This window comes from Methylobacterium sp. WL64, assembly GCF_008039945.1.
In the GTDB taxonomy this organism is placed as follows: Bacteria; Pseudomonadota; Alphaproteobacteria; order Rhizobiales; family Beijerinckiaceae; genus Methylobacterium.
This window is the reverse complement of the sequence record NZ_VRVA01000006.1, coordinates 1-24,616: the sequence shown is the minus strand read 5'-3', so window position 1 is coordinate 24,616 and position 24,616 is coordinate 1. Positions and strand designations below refer to the sequence as shown.

Below are 24,616 nucleotides of genomic sequence, written 5' to 3'. Positions count from 1 at the left end.
AAGGCGGGACGGGCGGAGATCGCGGTTGAGGGCATCAGCTGGCTGCGCCCTTCTTCTTCGCCTTCTGGGCTTCCGCACGGGCGGCGGCGGCCTCCTCGGTCAGGCGCACCACCAGGCGGTCGGGCATGCGCAGATCCACCGCGATGATGTCCTTTTCGAGCAGGCCGGCCTCGCGCTCGAACCGGACGAGGCGGGCGAGCGCCGCGGCCGGGTCGATCTCGGGCAGGCGCACGTCCACGCCGTCGAGCTTGAGAGTCCAGCGCCGGCCCGAGACGTAGGTCCCGGCCTTGATCCGCTCGGAGAGCGGACCGGCGGCGGCGATGAGGGCGAGATATTCGGGCAGCTTGTTGTTGGCGTCGTCGCCGACCACGAGCGGCAGGCTGGCGTAGCGGTCGTCCCGCATCGCGTCGATCACGGTCCCGTCGGCGGCGATCACGTTGATCTCGCCGTTCTTCTGCCAGAGGGCAGCGGGCTCGCGCTCGACCTGGGTGATCGCGATCTCGTTCGGATAGATCTTGCGGACCGAAGCCTGGGCGATCAGCGGCACGGCGAGCAGCTTCTCGCGCACCGCCACGACGTCCAGGAACGGGACCGAGGAGCGCCAGTCGATGCCGGCCGCCGATAGCACCTCGCGCTCGTACATCCGGGAGATGCCCGAGATGGTCACGCGCTCGACGCCGAAGCCGAGGACCCGTGCGGCGATGTCCAGGGGGCGGCCCTGCTCGGCAACGAAGGACTCGTAGCGCCCGCTCGCCACGAAGCCGGCGAAGGCCACGGCAGCGAGGGACACGGAGACGCCCACGGTACCGACGCCGCGGGGCAAGCGCTCACTCAGGAGCTGGCCCTTGCGGGACCGGCGCACCGAGAGAGAGCGGTTGGGAGCGCGTCCGGTGAGCCGGTCCAACGCGGCGCCGACGAGGCGCGCGGGAAGGCTTCGACCGGCCGCGTCACCGCCGCTCAGCGATTCAGAGAAGCGTCCTCCACCATCCATCGGACGAGCTCACCGAAACCAAGACCCGCATGGGCCGCCATCTCCGGCACAAGGCTCGTCTGGGTCATGCCGGGTTGCGTGTTGACCTCCAGCACGACGAGCAAACCGGTTCCACCCGGTGTGTCGTCGTAGCGAAGGTCGGCACGGCTGACGCCCCGGCAGCCCAGTGCTTGATGCGCCGTTAACGACAACTCTTGGACACGCTGGTAAACATTTGGTTTAAGTTCGGCCGGCAGCACGTGCACCGAGCCCCCCGGAGCGTACTTCGCGTCGTAGTCGTACCAGTCCCCCGTGGCGGCCTTCACCTCGATCACCCCGAGTGCCTTGTCGCCCATCACCCCGCAGGTGAGTTCGCGACCCGCTATGTAAGGTTCTGCAAGGACTTGCTCGCCGAAGGTCCAGTCCTCGGAGGCGAGGATCTGAGGCGGGTGCGACCGGCCGTCGCGGACGATGATGACCCCCACGGACGAGCCCTCCGCGATCGGCTTGACCACGTAGGGCGGCGGAAGGGGATGGTTTTTCGCAGCCTCGAAGCGGTTAACGATCCGACCCGCCGGCACGTCCACGCCGGCGGCGTGCAGCACCGTTTTCGCCCGCTCCTTGTTCATGGCGAGCGCCGAGGCAAGCACGCCCGAATGGGTGTACGGAATCTTCAGGATCTCCAGCAGGCCCTGGATCGTGCCGTCCTCCCCGTCTGGGCCGTGCAGGGCGTTGAAGGCCACGTCCGGCCGCAACTCGGTGAGCACCGAAGCGATGTCCGGCCCGACATCGACCCGGGTGACCCGGTACCCCTCCCCTTCGAGCGCTGTGGCGCAGGCCGCGCCGGAGCTAAGCGAGACCTCGCGCTCGGCGGAGGTGCCGCCCAGGAGGACGGCGACGTGCTTGGACATGGTGGGCTCCGGGGAAGTCTGGGTCGAGGATCGGGTCACGCTGGGCCGACCCAGTCATGGATCGCGGCAAAGGCCGCCTCCGCGGTGACCGGTGGCAGAGCGCCGATGCCGCGAAGGACGCTGCCGGGTTCGATGCGGGCGATCTTGAAGGGGCGGACCGTGGAGGCGACGCCGAGCCCGGCCGCACCGAGATCCGCGATCGGGATGTCGCCGGCCATGCCGGCGTTTCGGGCGCTCGTGATCATTGTGATCCAAACATAACCGGCCCGCGCCACCGCGGCTCCAGAGACGACGACGGCAGGGTGCCGCTTCTCGGCCAGCCGGTCCGAAGAGGGGAACGGGACAACCACGACCGAACCGGCGGGGAAATCCAAGGCGTTAGCGGTCGGCATAATCTTCGTCGTCGATGGCGCTGCCCCATTGTGTGAACGCCACGAACGGATCCTCGCCCGCCGGGGGAGCCTTGTCGATCTGGATACCCTCCGGCGTGATCCGGTAGCGCACCCAATCACCGGGCCCGAGGGCGAGGCGCTCGCGCACCTCTGCGGGCAGCACGGTCTGACTCGTCACCGACATCTTCGAGTAGGCGGTGCGGGCGCTCGTGTCCGGCATCGCATCGGTTCCTCGCCGCGACTTACAGCTTACTGGCTTACCGGCTCAGAGGCCACGCCGATCCGCCGGATCTCCCAGCGCAGAGCGACACCGCTGGTCTCCCGCACCCGACGCCGGACCTCCTCGCCCAGCCCCTCGATATCGGCAGCGGTGGCGCCACCGGTGTTGATCAGGAAGTTGCAATGCATCGGCGAGACCTGGGCACCGCCCCGCGTCAGGCCGCGGCAGCCGGCGGCATCGACGAGTTGCCAGGCCTTCATCGTCGGATCCTTGCCGCCCTCCGGATTGGCGAAGGTCGAGCCGCCGGTGCGCTCGCGGATCGGTTGCGCGGCCTCGCGGGCCGCGGTGACCCGCTTCATCTCGGCCTCGATCGCGGCGCGGTCCCCGGGTGTTCCGCGCAACAACGCACGAGTAAAAACGACGTCCTCGGGCGCGTCGGAATGCCGGTAGGAAAAACCCATCTCAGCGTGGCTGAAGCGGCGCAGCGCTCCGCTCCTGTCGACGCCGTGCGCCTCGACCAGGACGTCCGTGGTCTCGCCGCCATGGGCACCCGCATTCATCCGCAGGGCGCCCCCGATCGAGCCCGGAATGCCCCGGTAGAACGCGAGCCCGTCGAGCCCGGCCTCGGCCGCCGCCTTCGCGAGGCGCATGTCCGGAACGGCGGTACCGACCTGCAGGGCGTCGCCGTCGATCGCGATCCCGCCGAACGCCTTGCCGCCGAGCCGGATGACCACGCCCGGCACCCCGCCGTCGCGGACGATCAGGTTGGAGCCGAGGCCGATCACCGTGACCGGCACGTCGGGCTCCAGGGCTGCGAGGAGGTGCGCGAGATCCTCCTCGTCCGCCGGGGTGAACAGCACCTCCGCCGGGCCACCGACGCGGAACCAGGTGAGGTCGGCCAGCGGCTGGTCGGCCAGCAGGCGCCCGCGCAGGGCCGGCGCGGCGGCGCGGATTCGATCGTGGAGCGATGCGGTCATGGGGTGATCTCCCCTCTCCCCGTACGCGGGGAGCGGGATGCGACGACCTCGTCGTCGTCGCATCGAGGCGGCAGCAGAGGGTGAGGGGGCGGCTCCGATAAAGGCTCGTCCGGAGCCGCCCCCTCACCTTCGCCTTTCGGGCTCGCCGCGCCGACGACGAGGTCGTCGCAGCTCTCTCCTCGCCTGCGGGAAGAGAGGGGAAGCGCGGCCAGGATCGTGTCCTGAATCACTATTGTATTGTCGGCGACTTCGGCATTCCAGACGCCGAGGATGCGGTAGCCCCGTGTGGCCAGCCATTCGTCCCGGACCCGATCGTGCGCATCGTCCGTGTGCTGGCTGCCGTCGATCTCCACGATCAGGCGCGCCTCGCGACAGCGATAATCCGCGACGCAGCGCCCGATCGGTTCCTGACGGACGAACTTGAAGCCTGCGAGACGTCGATCCCCCGGGCTGTTCCCAAGTCGGCGCTTCGCTTCCGCTAGAGCGACGCGAAGGTGGCGCCGAAACCGCGTTCGGTCCGGCTCGGCCGATCTCATCCCGCTCACTTCCCCCGCGCGGCGAGTTCGCCCGGCAGCGCGTAGGCCCATTGCGTGATGGTGCCGGCGCCGAGGCACACGACGTAGTCGGTGGGCTTGGCCAGTTCGCCTACGATGCCGGCCAGCTCCTCGGGCCGCTCCAGGGGGCGGGCGTCGCGGTGGCCGCGAGAGCGCAGGCCCGCGACGAGCGCGTCCCGGTCGGCGCCTTCGATCGGCGACTCGCCGGCCGTGTAGACCGGGGCGACGATCACGGTGTCGGCGTCGTTGAAGCAGGTGCAGAAATCGTCGAACAGCGAGGCGAGGCGGGTGTAGCGGTGCGGCTGCACCACCGCGATGACGTTGCCGTCGGTCGAGGCACGGGCCGCCTTGAGCACCGCCTTGATCTCCACTGGATGGTGCCCGTAATCGTCGAAGATCGTGGCGCCGTTCCACTCGCCGGTGCGGGTGAAGCGACGCTTGACCCCGCCGAAGCCCGCCAGCGCCCGACGGATGGCGTCGTGCGAGACGCCGAGCTCGTTGGCGACGGCGAGCGCCGCGGTGGCGTTCAGCGCGTTGTGCTTGCCCGGCATCGGCAGGACGAGATCTTCCATCTCCATGCGGAAGCCCGGACGCCGGTCTCGGATCATCACGCGGAAGCGGCTCTGGCCGCCCTTCAGATCCACATCCAGCAGGCGCACGTCGGCCTGGGGATTCTCGCCGTACGTGATGATGCGCCGGTCCTCGATATGGCCGACCATGTCCTGCACCACCGGATGATCGGTGCACATCACCGCGAAGCCGTAGAACGGGATGTTGTCGATGAAGCGCCGGAACGCGTCCTTCACCGCCTCGAACGAACCGAAATGGTCGAGATGCTCAGGGTCGATGTTGGTGACGATGGCGACATCGGCGGGCAGCTTGAGGAAGGTCCCGTCGGACTCGTCGGCCTCCACCACCATCCAGTCGCCCTCGCCCATGCGGGCGTTGGTCCCGTAGGCGTTGATGATGCCGCCGTTGATCACGGTCGGGTCCAGGCTGCCGGCGTCGAGCAGAGTCGCGACCAGCGAGGTCGTGGTGGTCTTGCCGTGGGTGCCCGCGATGGCGACGCAGGACTTGAAGCGCATCAGCTCGGCCAGCATCTCGGCGCGCCGGACCACGGGCAGCCGGCGCTCGCGGGCGGCCTGCAGCTCCGGGTTGTCCCGGCGGATCGCGGTCGAGACCACCACCAGGGCGGCCGCGTCCACGTTCTCGGCCTGGTGGCCGACGAAGGTGCGGATTCCCTTCTCGGCCAGCCGGCGGACGTTGGCGTTGTCCGAGGCGTCGGAGCCCTGGACCGTGTAGCCGAGGTTGCTCATCACCTCGGCGATGCCGGACATGCCGATGCCGCCGATGCCGATGAAGTGGATGGGGCCGAGCTTGTCGGGCAGCTTCATCTGTTTCGTGCCTTCCGTAACGTCATGGTTTCAAAAGGTCTGGGACCTTTTGCGGGTGCAGGGTGGAGCCCTGCCGTCGGGCTTCGCCCCGATACCCCGCCAGAGGGCTGAGCCCTTCGGAAACCCCATTGCTACCCACGGTTGGCCGTCTCGATGACGACCTCGGCCAACCGCTCGGCGGCATCGTGAATGCCGGCGCTTCTGGCCGCATCGGCCGCCGCGGTCAATTTTGCCGGCGTCTCGAAGCAGGCGACCAGCTCGGCCGCGAGGCGATCCGGGGTGAACGCGGTCTGCTTCAGGGCGAGCGCCGCGCCGATCGCGTCGAGGGTCGCGGCGTTGGCGGCCTGGTCCTGATCGAGGGAGCCGGGCAGCGGCACCAGGATCGAGGGCCGGCCGATCGCCGCGAGCTCCGACACGGTGGAGGCGCCCGATCGCGAGACCACGAGGTGGCTCGCCGCCATCCGGGCCGGCAGATCCTTGAAGAACGGAGCGGCCTCGAGCCCGGCGAGTCCGAGGGCGAGGTAGCGGTTCTGCACCGCGGTCAAGTCCTCTGGCCGGACCTGCTGGACGAGGTGCAGGCGGCCGCGCAGGTCGGCGGGCAGGCGCTCGATCGCCTCGGGCACGACCTCGCCCATGACCCGGGCGCCCTGGCTGCCGCCGAACACCAGGAGCCGGAGGGCATCGCGGTCGCCGAGCGGCGGGTATGGAACCTTGGCCGCCTCGATCACTGCCGGGCGGAGCGGGTTGCCGGTGTGGATGCGGGGGGCGCGCGCCTTGTCGGGCACGCCGCGGACATCCTTGAAGCCGGTGGCGATGGTCCGCGCGCCCCGCGCCAGGAAGGCGTTGGCCCGGCCCATCACGGCGTTCTGCTCGTGCAGCACCGTCGGCACCCGCAGGATCTGGCCGGCGAGGACCGGCGGTACGGTCGGGTAGCCGCCGAAGCCGACGATTGCGGCCGGGTTGATCCGCCGGATCTCCCGGGCGGCGACGCCGAAGCCGCGGCCGAGCGTCAGCACGGCACCGGCCCGCTTCAGGGGCGAGCGGCCCGAGGGCGTCGCCGAGGCGATCGTGATCACCTCCGAGGCCGGGAACTCGCCCGAGATCGCGTCGACCCGGGCGTCTGTGGCGAGCGCCACTCGGATGCCGCGGGCGCGCAGGGCGTGGGCGAGGCTCTCGGCCGGGAACAGGTGGCCGCCGGTGCCGCCCGCGCAGAGCAGGATCGTGGGTGTGAAGACCGTCATCGCATCACTCCGGCGACAGTGGCCGACGCGGTGCCGGGTGGCTTCTGGCTGAGCAGGACGGTGCGTGGGCGTTTGCGGGTCAGCGCAACCAGAAAGCCCGTGCCGAGCGCCAGGGAGATCATCGACGAGCCGCCGAAGGAGACGAACGGCAGGGTCATGCCCTTGGCCGGCATCAGCTGGGTGTTCACCGCCATGTTGATGCAGGCCTGGAGCCCGAACAGGGTGGTCAGCCCGGTGATCGCAAGGCGCGAGAAGGTGTCGTCTGTGCGCCGGGCGAGCTTGAGGCCGCGCAGCACGATGAAAGCGAACAGGCCGACGAGGCACAGGCAGACGATCACGCCGAATTCCTCGCCCGTTACGGAGAAGATGAAGTCGGTATGTGCGTCCGGTAGGTGCCGCTTGGCCACCCCCTCCCCCGGGCCGGTGCCGAACCAGCCGCCCGAGCGGAACGATTCCCGCGACCAGAAATCCTGGAAGCCGCCACCGGAATCGCGGTCGAGGAACTTGTTGAAGCGCTCGCGGACGTGATGGAAGAACAGGTAGGCCGCGAACACGCCGCCGAGCCCGAGCACGCCGAGCAGCGCGACCCAGATCAGGTGCAGGCCGGCGACGAAGAACAGCGCGCACCACACCATGGTGATCAGCATGGTCTGGCCGAAATCGGGCTGCAGCAGCAGCGGCACGATGGTGATCGGCAGGAGCAGCATCGCCAGGAAGCCGCCCGGCATGTCGCGGCGTTGCGCGCCCTCCGAGAAGGCCCAGGCCGCCACGACCACGAAGGCCGGCTTGACGAATTCCGACGGCTGCAGGCCGATCGGTCCGAACTGGATCCAGCGATGCGCGCCCTTGATCTCCGGGCCGAACTTGCCGGCGAGCAGGCAGAGCGCGACGCCGCAGATCCAGGTGACCAGCGCCAACCGCCGGACCCCGCGCAGGGACAGGAATGACACGGCGCAGATCAGCAGGATGGTCGGCGCAAGGTATAGCGCCTGCCGGTTGAGGAAGTAGAAGGTCGGCAGGCCGATGCGCTCGGCGACCGGTGGGCCGCCGCCCATCAGGAAGACTAGGCCGGCCACCATCAGCGCGAACAGCGCCGCGAGCAGCCCGCGGTCCACCGTCCACCACCAGTCGGTGAGGGGTGTGCGTTCCGCGCGTGAGATCATGCCGGGCAACGACTCCAGGCCGCGCGGAGGCCGGTCCGCGTCGGTCGAGTCGATCCTGTGGGGGAATGGTAAACGGAGCCTTATGGCCGGCTGAGCCTGGCGCGGCCCGGGATTCCCCAGCGCGGAAGAAGTACCGTATTCGTCCGAGGTATGCTGTGGACGATGTCATCGAATGTTAATTCTCGTTGTGCAACTTGGAGGTGTATCCCCACCAGGATCGGAGACCGGCGTGTTGCATGCGCCGCTTTGCCAGGCCCGATCCGCACAGCAGAAGTCGGTTCGAGATGTTCGCTGCTCTGAAGGTCCGTGAAGCGCAGGCCAAGCTGGCGGCCCTCGACCGCGTCCAGGGGCTGATCGAATTCGATCTCGACGGCCGCATCCTGTCGGCGAACGGCAATTTCCTCGACGCGGTCGGCTACACCCTGCCGGAGGTGGTCGGGCAGCATCACAGCCTGTTCGTGGACCCGGAATATCGTGATTCGGCGGATTACCGGGCGTTCTGGGAGCGCCTGCGCGGCGGCGGGTTCGAATCCGGCCAGTTCCGTCGGGTCGGCCGCGGCGGGCGGCCGATCTGGATCCAGGCGTCCTACAACCCGATGCTCGACGCCCGTGGCCGGCCCTACAAGGTGGTGAAGTTCGCCACCGACATCACCCGGCAGCGCACCGAGGAGGCCGACCGCGCCGGTCAGATCGCCGCGATCCACAAGGTCCAGGCGGTGATCGCCTTCGACCTCGATGGCATGGTCCTCGAAGCCAACGACAACTTCCTTACCGCGATGGGCTACGGCCGCGACGAGGTGGTCGGGCAGCACCACAGCCTGTTCGTCGAGGCGGGCTACCGGGACAGCGAGGCTTACCGGGCGTTCTGGGCGGCTTTGCGCAACGGTACCTATCAGGCCGCGCAGTTCCGCCGCCTCGGCAAGGACGGTCGGGAGATCTGGATTCAGGCGTCCTACAACCCGATCCTCGACGCCGGGGGGCGACCCTACAAGGTGGTGAAGTTCGCCACCGACATCACCGATCAGGTCCGCCTGCTGGCCGACCTTCGCAGGCTGATCGACACCAATTTCGGCGCAATCGAGCACGCGGTCCTGCATTCCACGGATGCCGCCCGCCTGGCCTCCTCGGCGGCGGACTCGACCTCCGGCAATGTCCAGACCGTGGCAGCGGCGGCCGAGGAGCTCGCCGCCTCCGTCGCCGAGATGTCCCAGAGCATCGTGCGCTCTCAGGGCGCCACCGATACCGCCTATGCTTGCGTGCGCGAGGCGGACGGCCACACCAAGCGGCTCGCCGACAGCGCGACTGCGATGTCCAGCATCGTCGGCCTGATCCAGAGCATCGCCGGCCAGATCAACCTGCTGGCGCTCAACGCCACCATCGAGGCAGCGCGGGCCGGCGAGGCCGGCCGCGGCTTCGCAGTGGTGGCAAGCGAGGTGAAGGCGCTCGCCGACCAGGCGGCCCGCGCCACCGGGCAGATCAACAGTGAGATCGCCAGCGTCCAGCAGGTCTCGCAGGAGGTCGTCGTCGCGCTCGGCTCGATCGGGGCCTCGGTCTCGGTGATGCGCGAGACCGTGGTGTCCACCGCAGCGGCCATTGAAGAGCAGAGCGCGGTAACCCGCGACCTCGCCGAGAGCATGCAGAGTGCCGCCGGCGCGGTCACGGCGATAACCGGCAATATCGGGGCGATCGCGCAAGCCGTGGCCGAGGTCTCAGAGGCGGTGGCGACCACGCGGGACGCCGCCAGGGTGCTGGCGCGCTGACCGACCCGGACCGGGTTTCCAAAGGGCTCATCCCTTCGGTGGGGCTCCGCACTTGCAAACGGTACCCGACCTTTCGAAACCCTGCCGATCGATGCCCTTAGGGCAGCGCCTGCACCAACGCCCGGAACCTGTCACCGCGGATCTCGAAGTTGCGGAACTGGTCGTAGGAGGCGCAGGCTGGCGAGAGCAGCACCACCGGCTCCGGGGCGCCCGAAGCGGCGGCGTTCTCGGCGGCCCTGGGGACCGCGACGTCGAGGGTCTCGCAGCGCGTGTAGGGCACGACCCCTTCCAGGGTAGCCGCGAAGGCGTCCGAGGCCGCGCCGATCAGGTAGGCATGGGCGACCCGCTGGAAATACGGCACCAGCGGGAAGATGCCGCCCTCCTTGGCCTTGCCGCCGAGGATCCAGTGGATGTCCCGGAAAGCGGTCAGCGCCTTCTCGGTGGAATCCGCGTTGGTCGCCTTGGAATCGTTGACGAACAGCACGGCGCCGCGCCGCCCGACCTCCTCCATCCGGTGCGGCAGCCCCGGGAACGAGGACAGGCCGGCCTGGATCGCCTCGGGCGTCAGCCCGAGCGCCCGGGCCACCGCCACCGCCACCGCCGCGTTCTGCCAGTTGTGGGCGCCGCGCAGCGACCCGATGCCGTTGATGTCGGCCAAAGCCGTCCCGTCCGGATCGCGGACGATGCCGTCGCGCACCGTCACGGCGTCGGCGCAGAGCGCGTCGCCGGCGGGTACGTGGACGCGCACGAGGTCACCGGCGCGCCGCTCGGCGATCGCCCGGCTCGGGCCGTCGTCGATCCCGACCACCGCCAGCCCGGCGCCGGCGATCAGGCGCTCCTTGATGGCGGCGTACTGCTCCATGGTACCGTGGCGGTCGAGATGGTCCGGCGTGATGTTCATCAGCACCCCGACCGTGGGGTCGAGACCCGGGGTCAGGTCGATCTGGAACGACGACATCTCGATCACGTGGACGCGGCCGGCATCCGGCGGCGCCAGCGACAGGATCGCGGTGCCGATGTTGCCGCCCATCTGCACGTCGCGCCCGGCTTGCGCGAGCACGTGGGCGATCAGCGCCGTGGTGGTCGACTTGCCGTTGGTGCCGGTAATCGCCACCAACGGCGCCTCGGGCGACTGCGCCCGGCGCTCCCGGCAGAACAGCTCGATATCACCGATGATCTCGACCCCGGCCTCGTGGGCGAGCCGGACGGTCCAGTGTGGCTCCGGATGGGTCAGCGGCACGCCGGGGCTGAGCACCAGGGCCATGAAGCCGGACCAGTCGGCCTCGCGCAGATACTGTGTGCCCAGGCCCGCATCCTGCGCGCGCGCCACGCTGTCGGCGTTGTCGTCCCAGGCGATCACCTCGGCGCCGCCGGCCTTCAGCGCGTTGGCCGTGGCCAGCCCCGAGCCGCCGAGCCCGAACAGAGCGACCTTCTGGCCCGCGAAGACGGTGACGGGTGTCATGGGAAACTCAATTCAACGTGGAAACATCGCCGATCCCACCCAACCACCCTCATCCTGAGGTGCCTGCGCCAGCGGGCCTCGAAGGAGCCCTCCAGGGGTCACGCGGCCGGCTGGAGGGCTCCTTCGAGGCGCCCGCTTCGCGGCCGCACCTCAGGATGAGGGCCCGATTGGGATCGGCCGTAGTGGTACATAGTCTAGCACAATTTCTCAGCGCAGCTTCAGGGTCGCGAGGCCCGCGAGCGCCAGGATGACCGCGATGATCCAGAACCGGATCACGACCTGCGGCTCTTTCCAGCCCTTCTGCTCGAAATGGTGGTGGATCGGCGCCATCCGGAAGACGCGCTTGCCGGTGAGCTTGAACGACGCGACCTGGATGATCACCGACATCATTTCCAGGACGAACAGGCCGCCGACGATGGCCAGGACGATCTCGTGCTTGGTCGCCACCGCGATGGTGCCGAGAAGGCCGCCCAGCGCCAGCGAGCCGGTGTCGCCCATGAAGATCTGGGCGGGCGGCGCGTTGAACCAGAGGAAGCCGAGGCCGGCGCCGATCACCGCGCCGCAGACGACTGCGAGTTCGCCGCTGTCGCGGACATAGTTCACCTGGAGATAGCTCGCGGTGAACGAGTTGCCGACGAGATACGCGATGATTCCGAAGGTGCCGCACGCAATCATCACCGGCACGATCGCCAGGCCGTCGAGGCCATCGGTCATGTTCACGGCGTTGCCGGCGCCGACGATCACGAAGGCGCCGAACAGGGCGTAGAACCAGCCGAGATTCAGCAGCGCGTCCTTGAACACGGGAAAGGCGAGCTGGTTCTGCAGGGCGGCCGGCGAATAGACGGAGACGATCGTGCACGCCGCGATGGCGATCATCGCTTCCAGCGACAGCCGGAACTTGCCGGAAAAGCCCTTGTGCGACTGCTTCGTCACCTTGAGGTAGTCGTCATAGAAGCCGATCGCCCCGAAGCCGAGGGTGACGGTCAGGGTCACCCACACGTAGTGATTGCGCGGGTTGGCCCAGAGCAGGATCGCCACGACGGCGCCAGCCAGGATCATCAGCCCGCCCATGGTCGGCGTGCCGCGCTTGGTCAGCAGGTGCGTCTGCGGCCCGTCCTCCCGGATCGGCTGGCCCTTGCCCTGGCGCAGGCGCAGAAGGGAGATGATCCAAGGCCCGAACCAGAACACGAACAGGCCCGCCGTGAACAGCGCGCCGCCGGTGCGGAAGGTGATGTAGCGGAAGACGTTGAGCGGCGAGAACGTGCCGCTCAGTTCCGAGAGAAGGTACAGCATCCGGGCGCTCGGCCCCTTTGTTCAGGCGCGGGTTTCGGGGAGCGGCACCGATCGTCGCGAACGCTCGGGCGTGTCGATCATGGGGCGGATCACGGACGGATCACGGGGCGGCGGCCATTCCGCGCCGCGCCGGGTCGACCGCGTAGCGGGCTTTCAGCACATCGACAATCCGCCCCATGCGGCTGCCGTTCGATCCCTTGACCATCACGGCATCGCCGGACCGGAGGTTGCGGGTCAGCGGCTCGATCAAGTCGGCTGCGGTGTCGGCGACGCCGCCGCGGCGGCTCACCGGCAGCGCTTCGAACAGGTGGCGCATCAGCGGCCCGGAGGCGAAGACCAGGTCGATCCGGGCGGCCTCGATCGCATCGGCGAGGCCGCGATGCAGGTCGTGGGAGGTCGCGCCGAGTTCCAGCATGTCGCCCAGCACCGCGATGCGGCGGCCGCGCGGGCCGGTCTCGATGCCGGCGAGCGTCGCGATCGCGGCTCGGACCGAAGCCGGGTTGGCGTTGTAGCTCTCATCGACCAGGTAGGCGGTGCCGCCGTCGATCTCGAGGGCGGTGCGCTCGCCGCGCCCAACTGGCGGACTCAACCCGGCGAGCGCCAGGGCCGCCTCTGCGAGATCGGCGCCGAGCGCGTGGACCACCGCCATCACGCCCAGCGAGTTCAGCGCCGCATGCCGCCCGGCGGTTCCGAGCTTGTAGGTGACGGGCTGCCCCATCACGACGGCGTCGACCACCGACAGGTCGGGGCGCAGCACGATGGTCTGGGCGCGCACGTCCGCGTCCGGATGCTCGCCGAAGCTGACGACCCGGCCCGCGCGCGACGCCCGCGCATGGGCGATCAAGCGGTCGTAATGCTCGCCGTCGCGATTGATGATCGCCACGCCGCCGGGTTCGATGCCGGAGAAGATCTCGCCCTTGGCGTCCGCGATGGCTGCGACCGAGGCGAAATGCTCGATATGCACCGGCTCGACCGTGGTGATCAAAGCGATGTCGGGCCGGACCTGGGCGGTCAGCGGCACGATCTCGGCCGGGTGGTTCATGCCGATCTCGAACACGCCGTAGCGGGTGGCACGCGGCATCCGGGCGAGCGTAAGGGGCACGCCCCAATGGTTGTTGTAGGAGGCTGCCGAGGCGTGGGTCTCGCCCTGCCCCGCCAGCACGTGGCGAAGGGCCTCCTTGGTCCCGGTCTTGCCGACTGAGCCGGTCACCGCCACGACCTTTGCGTCTGTGCGCGCCCGGGCGGCTTCGCCCAGACGGGTCATGGCGGTCAGGACCGGGTCCGCCCCCGATTCCGGGACCGCCAGCACCGGGCCGTGGGCGGCCAGATCCGTGGCGCGGGCCTCGCTGACCACGGCGGCGCCGGCGCCGCGCCCGAGGGCGCTCGCGACGAAGTCGTGGCCGTCGCGCGCTTCGCCTCTGATGGCGAAGAACAGGTCGCCCGGCTGCAGCGTGCGGGTGTCGATCGACGCGCCGCCGATCGGGCGCCCTTCGCCGAGCAAGCGCCCGCCTGTGGCGGTTTCGAGTTCGTCGCGGGTCCAGAGTGCAGTCATGTCAGCCCCCGGTCACCATCTGGCCGCGCCATCAGCGTGCGGCCTCGGCGATGGCGGCGCGCAGGACCTCGTGGTCCGAGAACGGCAGCGTCCGATCTCCCACGATCTGGCCGGTTTCATGGCCTTTGCCGGCGACGACCAGCACGTCGCCGGGTCCGAGCCGCCGCACGGCCGAGCCAATCGCCTCGGCCCGGTCGCCGATTTCGTCCGCATTGGGCGCCGCCGCCAGGATTGCCCGCCGGATCGCGTGGGGTTCCTCCGTGCGGGGATTGTCGTCGGTGACGATCACGACATCCGCCAGGCGCTCTGCGATCGCCCCCATCAGCGGGCGCTTGCCCCGGTCGCGGTCGCCGCCGCAGCCGAACACCACCATGAGCCGGCCGGACGCGAACGGCCGCAACGCGGTCAGCACGCTCTCTAGTGCCTCGGGCTTGTGGGCATAGTCGACCAGGCACAGGCCGCCCCCCGCCTCGCCGATCCGCTCCATCCGGCCGGGTACGCCGGTGAGGTGGCTGAGGGCCGCGAACACGCCGTCCGGGTCGGCGGCGCCGGCCGGGGTCGCGAGTGCCAGGCCGGCCGCCACCAGGGCGTTCTCGACTTGGAAGTCGCCGACGAGAGGAAGGCGCACCGTGCGGGTCACACCCCCACGCAGAAGCGTGATCGCCTGGGTGAAGCCCTCGGTCCCCGTGGAGACGAGGCGGATATCCGTTCCCGCCCGTCCGACCGTGCGGACCGACCGCCCTGCGCCCTCAGCCGCCGCGATCACCCGCTCGGCATAGGCGCCGTCAGCGTTGACGATCGCCGGGCAGCCTTGCGGCAGCAAGTCGGTGAACAGGTGCAGCTTGGCCGCCAGGTACTCCTCGATGCTGGCGTGATAATCGAGGTGGTCGCGGCCGAGATTGGTGAAGCCGGCTGCCGCGAGACGCACGCCGTCGAGGCGGCGTTGCTCGATCCCATGGGAGGACGCTTCCATGGCGAGGTCCGTGACGCCCTCGCGAGCGAGCCTGGCCAGGGTCTGGTGCAGCGTCACCGGGTCGGGGGTCGTCAGCGAGCCGTATTCCGCACCGCGATCGGTGACGATCCCGACGGTGCCGAGGCTCGCGGCGTCGCGGCCGAGCCGGGACAGGATCTGACGGACGAAGTCGGCAACCGAACTTTTCCCCGCGGTGCCGGTGACCGCCAGGACGGTGGCGGGCTGTGCACCCGCAAGTCGCGCGGCGGCGAGCGCCAGCGCGCGGCGGGCATCCGCCACGGCGATCCAGGCGACCGCCTCGGGCAGGTCCGCGGGGCGGTCCCCCTCCCCGGCCACCGCGACGGCGCCGCGTGCGGCGGCCTGCGCGGCGAACAGGCGGCCGTCGGCCTTCGTGCCGGGCACCGCGACGAACACGACGCCCGGCGCGACCTGCCGGCTGTCGGCGGTCAACGCCGACACGGTCTGGTCGGCGGATGGGCCGGCGATCTCCGGGAAAAGGTCCGCAAGCCGGGCGATCATCGCAGCACCATCATGGGCCGCCCAACTGGTTGATGTGGTAGGCATTGAGCTTGACCATCTGGGGGAACGGTCGCACCGGCGGCTCGAATTGCGGCGGCAACCCCAGGATCGGGGCGACCCGCTCGATCACCTTGCCGGTGACGACGCCCGAGTTCCACGCCGCCGTGGCGTAGCCGCCCGATTCCGGCAGGCCCTGTGGCTCGTCCATGATGGTGATGAAGAGGTATTTCGGGTCGTTCATCGGCGCCGCCGCCATGAAGGTGGTGAAGAGGCGGTTGTGGATGTACCGCCCGCCGATCACCTTCTCGGCCGTGCCGGTCTTGCCGCCGACGAAGTAGTACGGGACCGCCGCCTTCTTGGCAGAGCCCTCGGCCGCGTTGAGGCGCATGATGTAGCGCATCGCCTCGGAGGTCTGGCCGGAGAGGACGTGCGTGGCGCGGGCCTTGTCTTCGGGCGCCGCCTTCAGGAAGGTCGGGGTGATCAGGTCGCCACCGTTGGCGATGGCCGCGACCGCGGCCGCGGCCTGGATCGGTGCCACCGCGATGCCGTGGCCGAATGCGATCGTGATCGTGTTGATCTCGGTCCAGCGGGATGGGACGATCGGGGCGGCGCTCTCGGGCAGCTCGGTGCGGAGCCGGTCGAGCAGGCCCATCTTCTTCAGGAAGGCCTTGTGGCCGGGTACGCCGACGCCGAGCGCCATCTTGGCCGAGCCGATGTTCGACGAGTGCGTGAACACCTCCGGCATGGTGATGACGCGGTTGGTGCCGTGATACTCGTGGATCTTCTGCCGGCCCCAGTTCAGCACGCCGCCGCGGGTGTCGAAGGTCGAGTTGACGTTGTACTTGCCGGAATCGAGGGCCATGGCCAGCGTCATCGCCTTGAAGGTCGAGCCCATCTCGTAGACGCCGACATTCATGCGGTTGATGCGGTCGGGCGAGAGCGCGTCCTTCGGGTCGTTCGGGTCAAAGTCCGGCATCGAGACCAACGCGATGACCTCGCCGGTCTTTACGTCGAGGATCATCGAGGCACCGGCCTTGGCCTTGAAGTGGTCGATGCCCCAGGCCAGCTCGTCGCGCACGGCGAACTGGGCGCGCAGATCGATGGACAGCTGCACCGGCTTCAGGTCGGCCTGCTTGCTGACCAGCCCGAAGCTGTTGAGCGCCTGGAGGCCGGTCGAGTCGATGTACTTCTCCATGCCGGCGATGCCGACGCCGTCGAGATTGGTCGCGCCCAGGATGTGGGCGGCGGCGACACCGTTCGGGTAGACCCGCTTGTGGTCCGGCAGAAAGCCGATGCCGGGGATGCCCAGGCGGTGGACCTCGGCTTGTTGCTTCGGAGTGAGCTCGCGCTTCACCCAGACGAAGCCCGCGCCCTTCTTGTCCTTGCGCGAGGACAGCTTGGCGCGCAGCTCGGAGGCGTTGAGTTCCGGCAGGACCGCGGTCAGCAGCTCCACCGCCTCGTCCTTGTCGTAGATGTTTCCGGGCTCGGCGAAGACCGAGACGGTGCGGATGTCGGTGGCCAGGATCTCGCCGTTGCGGTCGACGATGTCGGGCCGGAACGCCGTCGAGGACGCGGCCGCGACCCGGTGCTCCTGGCTCGGCGGATCGCCGAACACGGCCATCATCAGCAGCTTGGCCGAAATCGTCCCGAACACCCCGACGAACACCAGCCCGACTAAAGCGACGCGCATGTGCGAGCGCTCGATGGCGAGCCGGAACATGCTCCGCACGAACGCCTTGGCGCGGACGGCACGCATGTCCGGGTGCAGCGCCCGGGCGGCGGCCTCGAGCGCCGACGCATCCTGCTCCGACACGGCGTAGTGCGCCGCCTCGTGGGCCGGTGCGTCGGTCTCCCGCACAGCGTGCTCCGAGATCTGCGCCTCGGCAGCCGCGTCTCTGATCTGGTCGGCGTCTTCGGACACGGGTGATTACCTCGAAGCGGTATTCGGGGTGCGGGTCGTGGTGACGGTGCGGGTGATCGAGCCGGTGGTGCGCGGCTCGATCCCGCCCTTGTCCTTGGGTGTCGCGGTCGCGGCGAGCAGCCGGCCGATCTCGTCGCCGCGCTCCGGGCGGGCGGGCAGGTCCGACAGGCGGGCCAGGTGGCTGGTCCCGATCGGCTCCAGCGCGAGGTGCTTGTCCACCGCGGCCTGCAGCCGGTCCGGCCGGGTCAGGAGCTGCCACTCGGCGCGCAGCACCGCGATCGCCTGCCGCTCCTTGTGCAGGGCGGTCTGCAGCTTCGAGACCTGACCGCCCTGGTAGAGCGTGTCGTACTTGATCGAGTAGGCGTAGATCGCCGAGGCCACGAGGCCGGCGACCGCCAGGAGGTTCAGCAGGCGGATCATCGGCGATGGCCCCCGCGGGCGGCGTCTGGCAGGCTCGCGAGCGCGTGGAGCGCCGCGAGCGGTTCGGGCAGATCGGATTCGGTGCGCTCCGCGGCCCGGAGCTTGGCCGAGCGGGCGCGCGGGTTGCGGGCGATCTCGGCCTCGCCCGGCAGGACCGGACCCTTGGTGACGAGGCGGAAGCTGCGGATCGTCTCCGCTTGGCCGACCGGCAGGTGCCGCGAGCCCTGGGCGGCCCGGCCGCTGCGGGCGGCGAAGAACTGCTTGACGATCCGATCCTCGAGAGAATGGAACGTCACAACCGCGAGCCGCCCGCCCGGGGCCAGGACCCGCTCGGCGGCGTGGAGCGCCCGCACCAACTCGCCGAGTTCGTCGTTCACGGCGATCCGGAGGCCCTGGAAGGTCCGGGTCGCGGGATGGATGTGGCTGCCGGGCTCGACCCACACCACGCTGGCGACCAGCTCGGCGAGCTGGGCGGTGGTCTCGATCCGGCCGCGGCGGCGGGCCTCGTGGATGGTCCGGGCCACGGCCCGCGAGCGCCGCTCCTCACCGTAATGATAAATGATGTCGGCCAGCACGGTCTCGTCGGCCTCGTTCACGAGGTCCGCGGCGCTAAGGCCGTCATTGCCCATCCGCATGTCGAGGGGGCCGTCGTTGCGGAACGAGAAGCCCCGCTCCGGGACGTCGAGCTGCATCGACGAGACGCCGATATCGAGCACGACTTGGTCGACGTGGCTTTCGCCGACCTCGGTGAGCAACGCGTCGAGATCCCCGAACCGGCCCGGCACGAGGCGCAAGCGCCCGCCGGCCTCGCAGACCAGGGCCTGCCCGCCGGCGATCGCCAGCGGGTCGCGGTCGATGCCGATCACCTTGAGCGTCGAATCGGCCGCCAGCAGCGCGCGGGTGTAGCCGCCGGCTCCGAAGGTGCCGTCGACGGCGAGGCCGCCCTCGAGCTTGAGCGACTCGACGACTTCGCCAAGCAGAACCGGCACGTGAGGCTGGGCGGATGAGGCAGGCCCGTCGCGGTGCGCGGACGCCGTCTCGGCCGGGGGGCGGCGCCGAATCATGCGCGCCTCGCCGGGCCGGTGCGGGGACAATCGGGGGTTCGGCGCGATCCGGGGATTCCGGCGCGGATGCGGCTCGTGCGTCTCATGGTGCCCTGTGCCGGGCCGCGCGAGCGCGGCGCGCGTGACGGGAACGGCACCGGATGCGGAGCGCGCGAAACGCCGCGCACGGACGGGACCTGCACCTGTGCAGGTTACGTCCGGCGATCCGATACACGCCGTTGACGGGAGGATGCCGGGTATCATGGGCCTCGGAGGATCGTCAACGCGCGAGCCTGGCGCTGGCGAGCCGACCGATCTGACCCCGGTACGGTTAACCGAAGGTTTTTGCCGGGCGCGAATCTGGCACCTCGCGGAGCTTGTAGAGCTCGTCCGCGATCGCCGCGCCGGAGGGGTCCGGGGGTGGTTGGATCAGCCGGCCTATAAGCCGGGTTCTGTAAGGCCGGAACGCTCGCGCGCGCCGACGTGGCGGCCATTCCTCTGGGACGGTCGTTGCCGACCGCCTCGAGCAACCAACCCGGGCGACTGGCCTGGAGAGCGGGCCTGCCCTTCTCGCGAAGGGCGCGCCGCCCCTATTCGGTCTTGCTCCCGGTGGGGTTTGCCGTGCCGTCCGCGTTGCCGCGTCCGCGGTGCGCTCTTACCGCACCCTTTCACCCTGACCCCGGACGCGTCCGGGGCGGTCTGCTCTCTGTGGCACTGTCCCTGGGGTCGCCCCCGCCGGACGTTATCCGGCACCGTCTCTCCATGGAGCCCGGACTTTCCTCCCCGGACGCTGATGCACCCGGAGCGGCCGCCCGGCCGGCTGATCCGCGGGCAGATGCGCCCGCGCCGCCGTCCGGGTCAAGAGTCGCAGATGGATTACCAGCTGCCGGTGTTCTCCATCGACGTCCAGGGCTCCTGCGGCTCCTTGGCGGCGCCCTTCTGCAGGATCTCGATCGAGATGCCGTCCGGCGACTTCACGAAGGCCATGTAGCCGTCGCGGGGCGGGCGATTGATGGTCACGCCCTTGTCCTGGAGCTGGGTGCAGAAGGCGTAGATGTCGTCGACCTGGTAGGCGAGGTGCCCGAAGTTGCGGCCGCCCGAATAGGTCTCCGGGTCCCAATTGTAGGTCAGCTCGACCAGCGGCGACTTGGTCGCCTGTGCCCGCTCGACATCGCCTGGGGCGGCCAGGAAGACCAGGGTGAAGCGGCCCTTCTCGTTCTCGACGCGGCGGACTTCCTTAAGCCCGAACGCGCCGACGTAGAAGGCGAGCGCCCGGTCGAGATCGGCCACCCGGACCATGGTGTGCAGAAATTCCATAGGGAAGCTATCCTATTGATATCAGCAGGGTTTTTATGGTCCCTGGCAAGAAACTGACACGAGCTTGGTTGCGGGGCGTCCGCCCGCGTCAGCCGGTTGATCGCCGCGATAGCTAGCGTTGAATGAGCCGGTGAGTAGGCCGCATCTGAGCTGCTATCGGCCCGAGGTCATTGAGGGGTTCCGGTATCTTCCACGAGGCTCGAATTGGACGGTTGGGTCGGTACGCTGGCGATCGGCGCAACGACGTGATGGTGTAAACTTCTGATTTTAAACAGCTCTGCGGGAAGGCGGATGATCGAGTTCGCGAAGGGGAAGCAGAGCAGTATCGCTATTATGCCGCTATCCGCACCCTGAGCTGTCGTTCGAGCTCACCTTCCGCGGCTCCCCTTCGCTACTCCAGATCGCCCGATCCATCCCTGGTCGGAAATTTACCCCGCCTGATCGCTGGCCCGAATCAGCCTGTTTGGCTCTTCGGTCTCAGCCTCAGGATCGAGCTCCCTCCCCCCTGATCCTCCTCGCCACTCCAGCATGCTCAGCGCATGCCTCAGGATCAGCTATGACCTGACACTTCGTGCGGGATGTAAGGTGCTTCCAGCGCCAAGCATTCTTCGTCAGTCAGCTCGAGCGTCAACGCAGCAACAGCGTCGGTCAGGTGATTCGGCTTAGACGCACCGATGATCGGTGTGACCTGTTTGCCCTTCCTGAGAAGCCATGCCAGCGCGATTTGAGCGCGAGGTACGCCTCTCTGCTCAGCGACCTCGCCAAGCGCATCGACAACCTTGCGATCCGCGTCCTCGGTCTTACCGTAGAATCGGTGAAGCGCATCATCCGTTCGTAGCCGATCGGTCGTCTCGTCCCAGGGACGCGTGAGCCACCCTCTTGCCAGTGGGCTCCACGGCATCACCGCCACCCCCTCCTCGGCACATAGAGGCAGCATCTCCCGTTCCTCCTCCCGGTAGAGGAGGTTCACGTGGTTCTGCATGCTGACGAACTCCGTCCAGCCGTGCAGACGTGAGACATACCGCGCCTTGGCAAAGCGCCAGGCCGGCATCGAGGAGGCGCCGATGTAACGCGCCTTGCCCGCCTTCACGACGTCGTGGAGCGCCTCTAAAGTTTCCTCAATGGGTGTGTCGTGGTCGAAGCGGTGGATCTGGTAGAGGTCGACATAGTCTGTTCCAAGTCGCTTCAGACTGGCGTCGATCTCCCGCATGATCGCCTTGCGCGACAAGCCCATCCCATTCGGGCCGGGTCGCATGCGGTTGTAGACCTTGGTGGCGAGGATGATGTCGTCGCGATTGGCAAATTCCTTGAGGAGCCTGCCCGTGATCTCCTCCGACGAGCCGTCGGAGTACACATTGGCTGTATCGAAGAAGGTGATCCCGTGCTCGATGGCCTGTCGGATGACGGGCCGACTCTTCTCTTCATCGAGCGTCCAGGGATGGGCGCCCCTCTCGGGATCACCAAAGGTCATGCAGCCGAGGCAGAGGCGAGAGACCTTGATCCCTGTCGAACCGAACTTCACGTACTCCATGCGGCTTTCCTCGCGGTGAGTTTAATTGTCGATGGGTGCAGCGTCGATCGGTTGGAGTTCGGCGCAGAAGGTAGGCTCACTCAGCCCTCGCCCACCGTTGGCGTGCGGCCTTCCGAACTCGGTCTTTCTGCGCTTAGTCGACGACCGGCAGGCCTGAGAAACCTCTTTTATCGAAGTAAGGCTGCAGGGTCTTAGGCTGGTAGATCGCAGACGAACACGTTCCACTCCCGTCGTCGGTGCACAGCTGAGCGGGCTTGCCGTAGCGGTTGATCACGCTCCGGTGCACCGCCTGGTTGATCGCTTGAATCGGCCGTCCGTTCTCGTCCTGGGCGATATACAGGCTCTCGTTGAACGCTGCATCACACGGACGTTCACCGATCCGACGTAGCGTTGGGCGGAAGTGGTCGAGGGCAAACAGCCCTGATGACGAGTCGTGGGCGGGCGCCCCCGCGTCCAGCTGTCCCTTGGGCAAACAATCCCAATCGATCGCGAGACCGGCCGCCTCGGCTTTCCTCGCCATCCAGACCAGCGGAATGTCGGCGAGCGTTCGGTTGTTGTAGCCGCCTCCGACATCGGCATGCGCGCCTGCGAACCACACCTGCTGGACCGAAGAGCCGGCCGGCGCGGTGCCCGTCCAGTAGGTCGGGATAAAGTTGTGGCGATGTTCGTCGATGGCCAGGGCTTGGACGGCCGTCTTCACGATGGAGCAAGGGCTTGTATCGTGGAAGGCGAAGGCCTTCTTGTTGGCATCAGCAAGGAGGGTGCCGGGGATGCCGAGGCTGCCTACCGTGTCCCACACGCTTAAAAATTCGATCGTCACGCCGTCGTGGACTTGGGCTTTGGATCTGACAGCGAAATCCTTCGGCGAATGGGGCTTGGAGGAGCGGTAGTACGCCCAAGCGTCCGGCAGCGATGCCAGAGATTGCCGCTTCAGGACCCCGCAAGCGGACATCAAGCCGACTAGGCTACGGGCAGTGAAAGCGCCTCGCGAGAATCCGAACAGGAAAATCTCGTCACCGGGAACGTAGTTCTGAGCGATGAACTGGTACCCTGACCTTATGTTATCGTCGATGCCGAATCCGGTCGCGCCCTCGATGAACGTCTCCAACGTCAAGCCGGTTGTCCCGACGCCTCGAAGGTAGAGCACGATTTGGAACGAGGCCTCGCCTGTCTCGACCGACCCGTGGATCGAGCGGGCGATCTGCGCAACGTTTGTGTCGTCGGTTTGGAGGTCGTCATTGTTCCAGGTGCCGTCGCAGCAAACCACGATCCGTTTCATCGGGACCTCCCCCGCGATCGCCGCTAAATGACCGCCGGTAATGATTTAGGACTGTTTGAAACTAATCTCTATGTGGGCCGTCACAAGTTTGGTGACTGCCCCTGAATGACGGTCGGTCTCGGACTCATATCTACCCTACCGGTGATCTTCGGCCGTCCGCCAAGACGTAGGCGCGGAAAGGCGGAGGCAACAGGCCGACGCTTGATGCTGTCGTAGGCCAAATAGAGGCGTTACCCGGGTTGGCTACAATCCTCCACGACTGCATGCGGGGCCGTACCCTACCGCGATGCCAGCATCGGTCGACCGCTGATGCTCCGGATCGAATTCGACAGTTAGTCGAGCGCATGACTAGATATTTACGTTGGGTTTTCCGAGTAAAGCCCTGATCAATAAGGTATTTTTTAGCTTTTGGAGACATAAAAGGGTCGTATGAAGTGTTAGTAGTATCGTTAATATGCCCAGATCCCACTCCGCCACGCTCCGGTTAATTTGCTCGGTTCCCCCTCCTAGTCCTTGTTCGCAACCTCAATCGAATACACGCCGTCACTAGAACATCTATCTAAGCTTGCTGGCATATTCGGCTGCTCGTTCAGTAAGCACTTGTATCGCGCCATTGGCCGTTCCCATAGTGGCAAACGTAGCCTTTATGGGATGTCCTAAAGCGACACTCTCAGCTCAGCCTGAACGTCCGGGTTTGGCCGACAGCGGCCGGTCCGCTTCGGGGAAAAAGCACTGGAGAAGCGGACAGCTTTTTGATGACCCAATCCAGCTGTTCGGACGGCTGTCGGCGCTCCCCCAAGGCGGCCGTCCGTTAGCCAACTTGAAATTTCGGAAGAGGTGGACATATGAAGTTGAGTCGTTACTCGAAAGCCGACAACATACTAACGCTGTACCAGCTAACGACTGCGATCTGGCCACGAAAGTTCGGATTTTTATGTAAAATTTCTAGACGCATCCGAAAACAATAAGTTGATTCTAAAGAGATTACTTTTGCTGGAACATCAGCAAATCGATGTAGACCGTCTGACGCCTGGCTCGTCGAATCGGCACCGAAAGCCTTGCGATCTCATTGGAGCTATTCTAAAAAGGTAATTACCCACCCCCTTGCGCGGGTTGGGTTTCGCTGATTTCCTCCTGGGATAAGCCGAAGTGATCTTGAGCGGCTGAGCCGTGAGAGTAATTACCCACGCCATTGATGGCTGGTTTCAGGCGCCGATGGTCTTGAGAATGGTGCCGAAGGGACTGCGGCCTGCGAGGCGCGCGGTATCGACGACGGTGCGGATGTCGGCCTCGCCCTCGGCGGCCCACATCGCGCGGTAGCCGTTGGTCATCTTCCGCTGGATCACGGCCGGGCGCAGCAGCCGCTCGGAGCCGTTGTTGGTCGGCTCGACCGGACCGGGATGGGCGAGGAACACCAAGAGCTGATCGCGAGCCCGTCTGATCTTGGCCTGGAGGGCTCGGGTCAGGTCGCAGCCGCTCGGTGTGGCGAGGATGGCGCCGAGCTGTCGATCCAGGCTCCGGCGCTTGGCGGCCAGCGTCGAGGTGGCCAAGTCGGTGACGTGCTCGGCTAGGGTGAACACGGAGTGCAGCCAGAGTTGCAGCCGCCAGGGCACGGGGTCGTCGCTCACCTCGACGACATAGGCGACGTCCCGGGCGAGATGGGCGAGGCAAGTCTGGTGCGCAGCCGCGTGGCCCTGCTGTGCGGTGTAGCGATCCGAGATCCA

General features: G+C 67.8%; 21 protein-coding genes and 1 other RNA gene. 1 reads left to right on the top strand and 21 read right to left on the bottom strand.

Features of this window, described 5'->3' with window-relative positions; all coding sequences use genetic code 11:
- Positions 1 to 34 precede the first annotated feature (34 nt).
- The 9 genes from FV242_RS04965 to FV242_RS04925 all read right to left on the bottom strand — a co-directional run bounded on the left by FV242_RS04965 (position 35) and on the right by FV242_RS04925 (position 7,822).
- Positions 35 to 991, bottom strand: coding sequence for a cell division protein FtsQ/DivIB (locus FV242_RS04965; RefSeq protein ID WP_147907432.1), 957 nt, complete (start codon positions 989 to 991; stop codon positions 35 to 37).
- Positions 958 to 1,881 carry a D-alanine--D-alanine ligase gene (locus tag FV242_RS04960; RefSeq protein ID WP_147938142.1) on the bottom strand — a complete coding sequence of 308 codons (924 nt, stop codon included), beginning with the start codon at positions 1,879 to 1,881 and terminating at the stop codon, positions 958 to 960. The genes FV242_RS04965 and FV242_RS04960 overlap by 34 nt, the downstream gene beginning before the upstream one ends.
- A gap of 35 nt (positions 1,882 to 1,916) precedes the next feature.
- Entirely contained in the window at positions 1,917 to 2,273 is a 357-nt protein-coding gene (locus FV242_RS04955; RefSeq protein WP_147938141.1) for a type II toxin-antitoxin system PemK/MazF family toxin, read from the bottom strand.
- Positions 2,260 to 2,493: an AbrB family transcriptional regulator gene (locus tag FV242_RS04950; protein WP_147938140.1), complete on the bottom strand. Its 234-nt coding sequence runs from the start codon at positions 2,491 to 2,493 to the stop codon at positions 2,260 to 2,262. The genes FV242_RS04955 and FV242_RS04950 overlap by 14 nt, the downstream gene beginning before the upstream one ends.
- A 29-nt stretch (positions 2,494 to 2,522) precedes the next feature.
- Positions 2,523 to 3,470, bottom strand: coding sequence for a UDP-N-acetylmuramate dehydrogenase (murB, locus tag FV242_RS04945; RefSeq protein WP_147938139.1), 948 nt, complete (start codon positions 3,468 to 3,470; stop codon positions 2,523 to 2,525).
- Positions 3,467 to 4,006, bottom strand: a complete 540-nt coding sequence (locus FV242_RS04940; RefSeq protein ID WP_147938138.1) for an endonuclease domain-containing protein — start codon at positions 4,004 to 4,006, stop codon at positions 3,467 to 3,469. The genes murB and FV242_RS04940 overlap by 4 nt, the downstream gene beginning before the upstream one ends.
- A 5-nt stretch (positions 4,007 to 4,011) precedes the next feature.
- Positions 4,012 to 5,418 carry a UDP-N-acetylmuramate--L-alanine ligase gene (gene murC, locus FV242_RS04935; RefSeq protein WP_147938137.1) on the bottom strand — a complete coding sequence of 469 codons (1,407 nt, stop codon included), beginning with the start codon at positions 5,416 to 5,418 and terminating at the stop codon, positions 4,012 to 4,014.
- A gap of 131 nt (positions 5,419 to 5,549) precedes the next feature.
- Positions 5,550 to 6,659: an undecaprenyldiphospho-muramoylpentapeptide beta-N-acetylglucosaminyltransferase gene (gene murG / locus FV242_RS04930; protein WP_147938136.1), complete on the bottom strand. Its 1,110-nt coding sequence runs from the start codon at positions 6,657 to 6,659 to the stop codon at positions 5,550 to 5,552.
- Entirely contained in the window at positions 6,656 to 7,822 is a 1,167-nt protein-coding gene (locus FV242_RS04925; RefSeq protein WP_147907439.1) for an FtsW/RodA/SpoVE family cell cycle protein, read from the bottom strand. Before FV242_RS04925 ends, murG begins: the two co-directional genes overlap by 4 nt.
- Before the next feature lie 284 nt (positions 7,823 to 8,106).
- On the opposite strand from FV242_RS04925, the gene FV242_RS04920 reads away from it, so the two are divergent.
- A complete protein-coding gene (locus FV242_RS04920; protein ID WP_147938135.1) occupies positions 8,107 to 9,582 on the top strand; it encodes a PAS domain-containing methyl-accepting chemotaxis protein in 1,476 nt (491 codons plus the stop codon).
- 97 nt (positions 9,583 to 9,679) lie between these two features.
- Here FV242_RS04920 and murD read toward each other — a convergent pair whose 3' ends face one another.
- The 12 genes from murD to FV242_RS04860 all read right to left on the bottom strand — a co-directional run.
- Complete coding sequence (gene murD, locus FV242_RS04915) at positions 9,680 to 11,044, bottom strand: UDP-N-acetylmuramoyl-L-alanine--D-glutamate ligase (RefSeq protein ID WP_147938134.1); 1,365 nt, start codon at positions 11,042 to 11,044, stop codon at positions 9,680 to 9,682.
- 207 nt (positions 11,045 to 11,251) lie between these two features.
- Positions 11,252 to 12,337, bottom strand: coding sequence for a phospho-N-acetylmuramoyl-pentapeptide-transferase (mraY, locus tag FV242_RS04910; protein ID WP_147938133.1), 1,086 nt, complete (start codon positions 12,335 to 12,337; stop codon positions 11,252 to 11,254).
- Between the two features lie 100 nt (positions 12,338 to 12,437).
- Positions 12,438 to 13,889: a UDP-N-acetylmuramoylalanyl-D-glutamyl-2,6-diaminopimelate--D-alanyl-D-alanine ligase gene (locus FV242_RS04905; RefSeq protein ID WP_147938132.1), complete on the bottom strand. Its 1,452-nt coding sequence runs from the start codon at positions 13,887 to 13,889 to the stop codon at positions 12,438 to 12,440.
- A gap of 31 nt (positions 13,890 to 13,920) precedes the next feature.
- The gene (locus FV242_RS04900; RefSeq protein WP_147938131.1) at positions 13,921 to 15,381 is read right to left on the bottom strand and encodes a UDP-N-acetylmuramoyl-L-alanyl-D-glutamate--2,6-diaminopimelate ligase; all 1,461 of its coding nucleotides are present in this window, start codon (positions 15,379 to 15,381) and stop codon (positions 13,921 to 13,923) included.
- A gap of 10 nt (positions 15,382 to 15,391) precedes the next feature.
- Positions 15,392 to 17,302 carry a penicillin-binding protein 2 gene (locus FV242_RS04895; protein ID WP_147938130.1) on the bottom strand — a complete coding sequence of 637 codons (1,911 nt, stop codon included), beginning with the start codon at positions 17,300 to 17,302 and terminating at the stop codon, positions 15,392 to 15,394.
- 6 nt (positions 17,303 to 17,308) lie between these two features.
- Positions 17,309 to 17,722 carry a hypothetical protein gene (locus tag FV242_RS04890; protein ID WP_147856841.1) on the bottom strand — a complete coding sequence of 138 codons (414 nt, stop codon included), beginning with the start codon at positions 17,720 to 17,722 and terminating at the stop codon, positions 17,309 to 17,311.
- Positions 17,719 to 18,786, bottom strand: coding sequence for a 16S rRNA (cytosine(1402)-N(4))-methyltransferase RsmH (rsmH, locus tag FV242_RS04885; RefSeq protein ID WP_246692599.1), 1,068 nt, complete (start codon positions 18,784 to 18,786; stop codon positions 17,719 to 17,721). Before rsmH ends, FV242_RS04890 begins: the two co-directional genes overlap by 4 nt.
- Positions 18,787 to 19,190: 404 nt before the next feature.
- An RNA gene (gene rnpB, locus FV242_RS04880) (RNase P RNA component class A) lies at positions 19,191 to 19,589 on the bottom strand.
- A 52-nt stretch (positions 19,590 to 19,641) separates the two neighbouring features.
- Positions 19,642 to 20,082, bottom strand: coding sequence for a VOC family protein (locus FV242_RS04875; protein WP_147938129.1), 441 nt, complete (start codon positions 20,080 to 20,082; stop codon positions 19,642 to 19,644).
- Between the two features lie 550 nt (positions 20,083 to 20,632).
- The gene (locus tag FV242_RS04870) at positions 20,633 to 21,613 is read right to left on the bottom strand and encodes an aldo/keto reductase (protein ID WP_147938128.1); all 981 of its coding nucleotides are present in this window, start codon (positions 21,611 to 21,613) and stop codon (positions 20,633 to 20,635) included.
- Between the two features lie 133 nt (positions 21,614 to 21,746).
- Positions 21,747 to 22,892, bottom strand: coding sequence for a DUF2235 domain-containing protein (locus FV242_RS04865; protein ID WP_147938127.1), 1,146 nt, complete (start codon positions 22,890 to 22,892; stop codon positions 21,747 to 21,749).
- Positions 22,893 to 24,097: 1,205 nt separating this feature from the next.
- On the bottom strand, positions 24,098 to 24,616 hold a 519-nt coding region (locus FV242_RS04860), incomplete at its 5' end, for a transposase (RefSeq protein WP_147938126.1).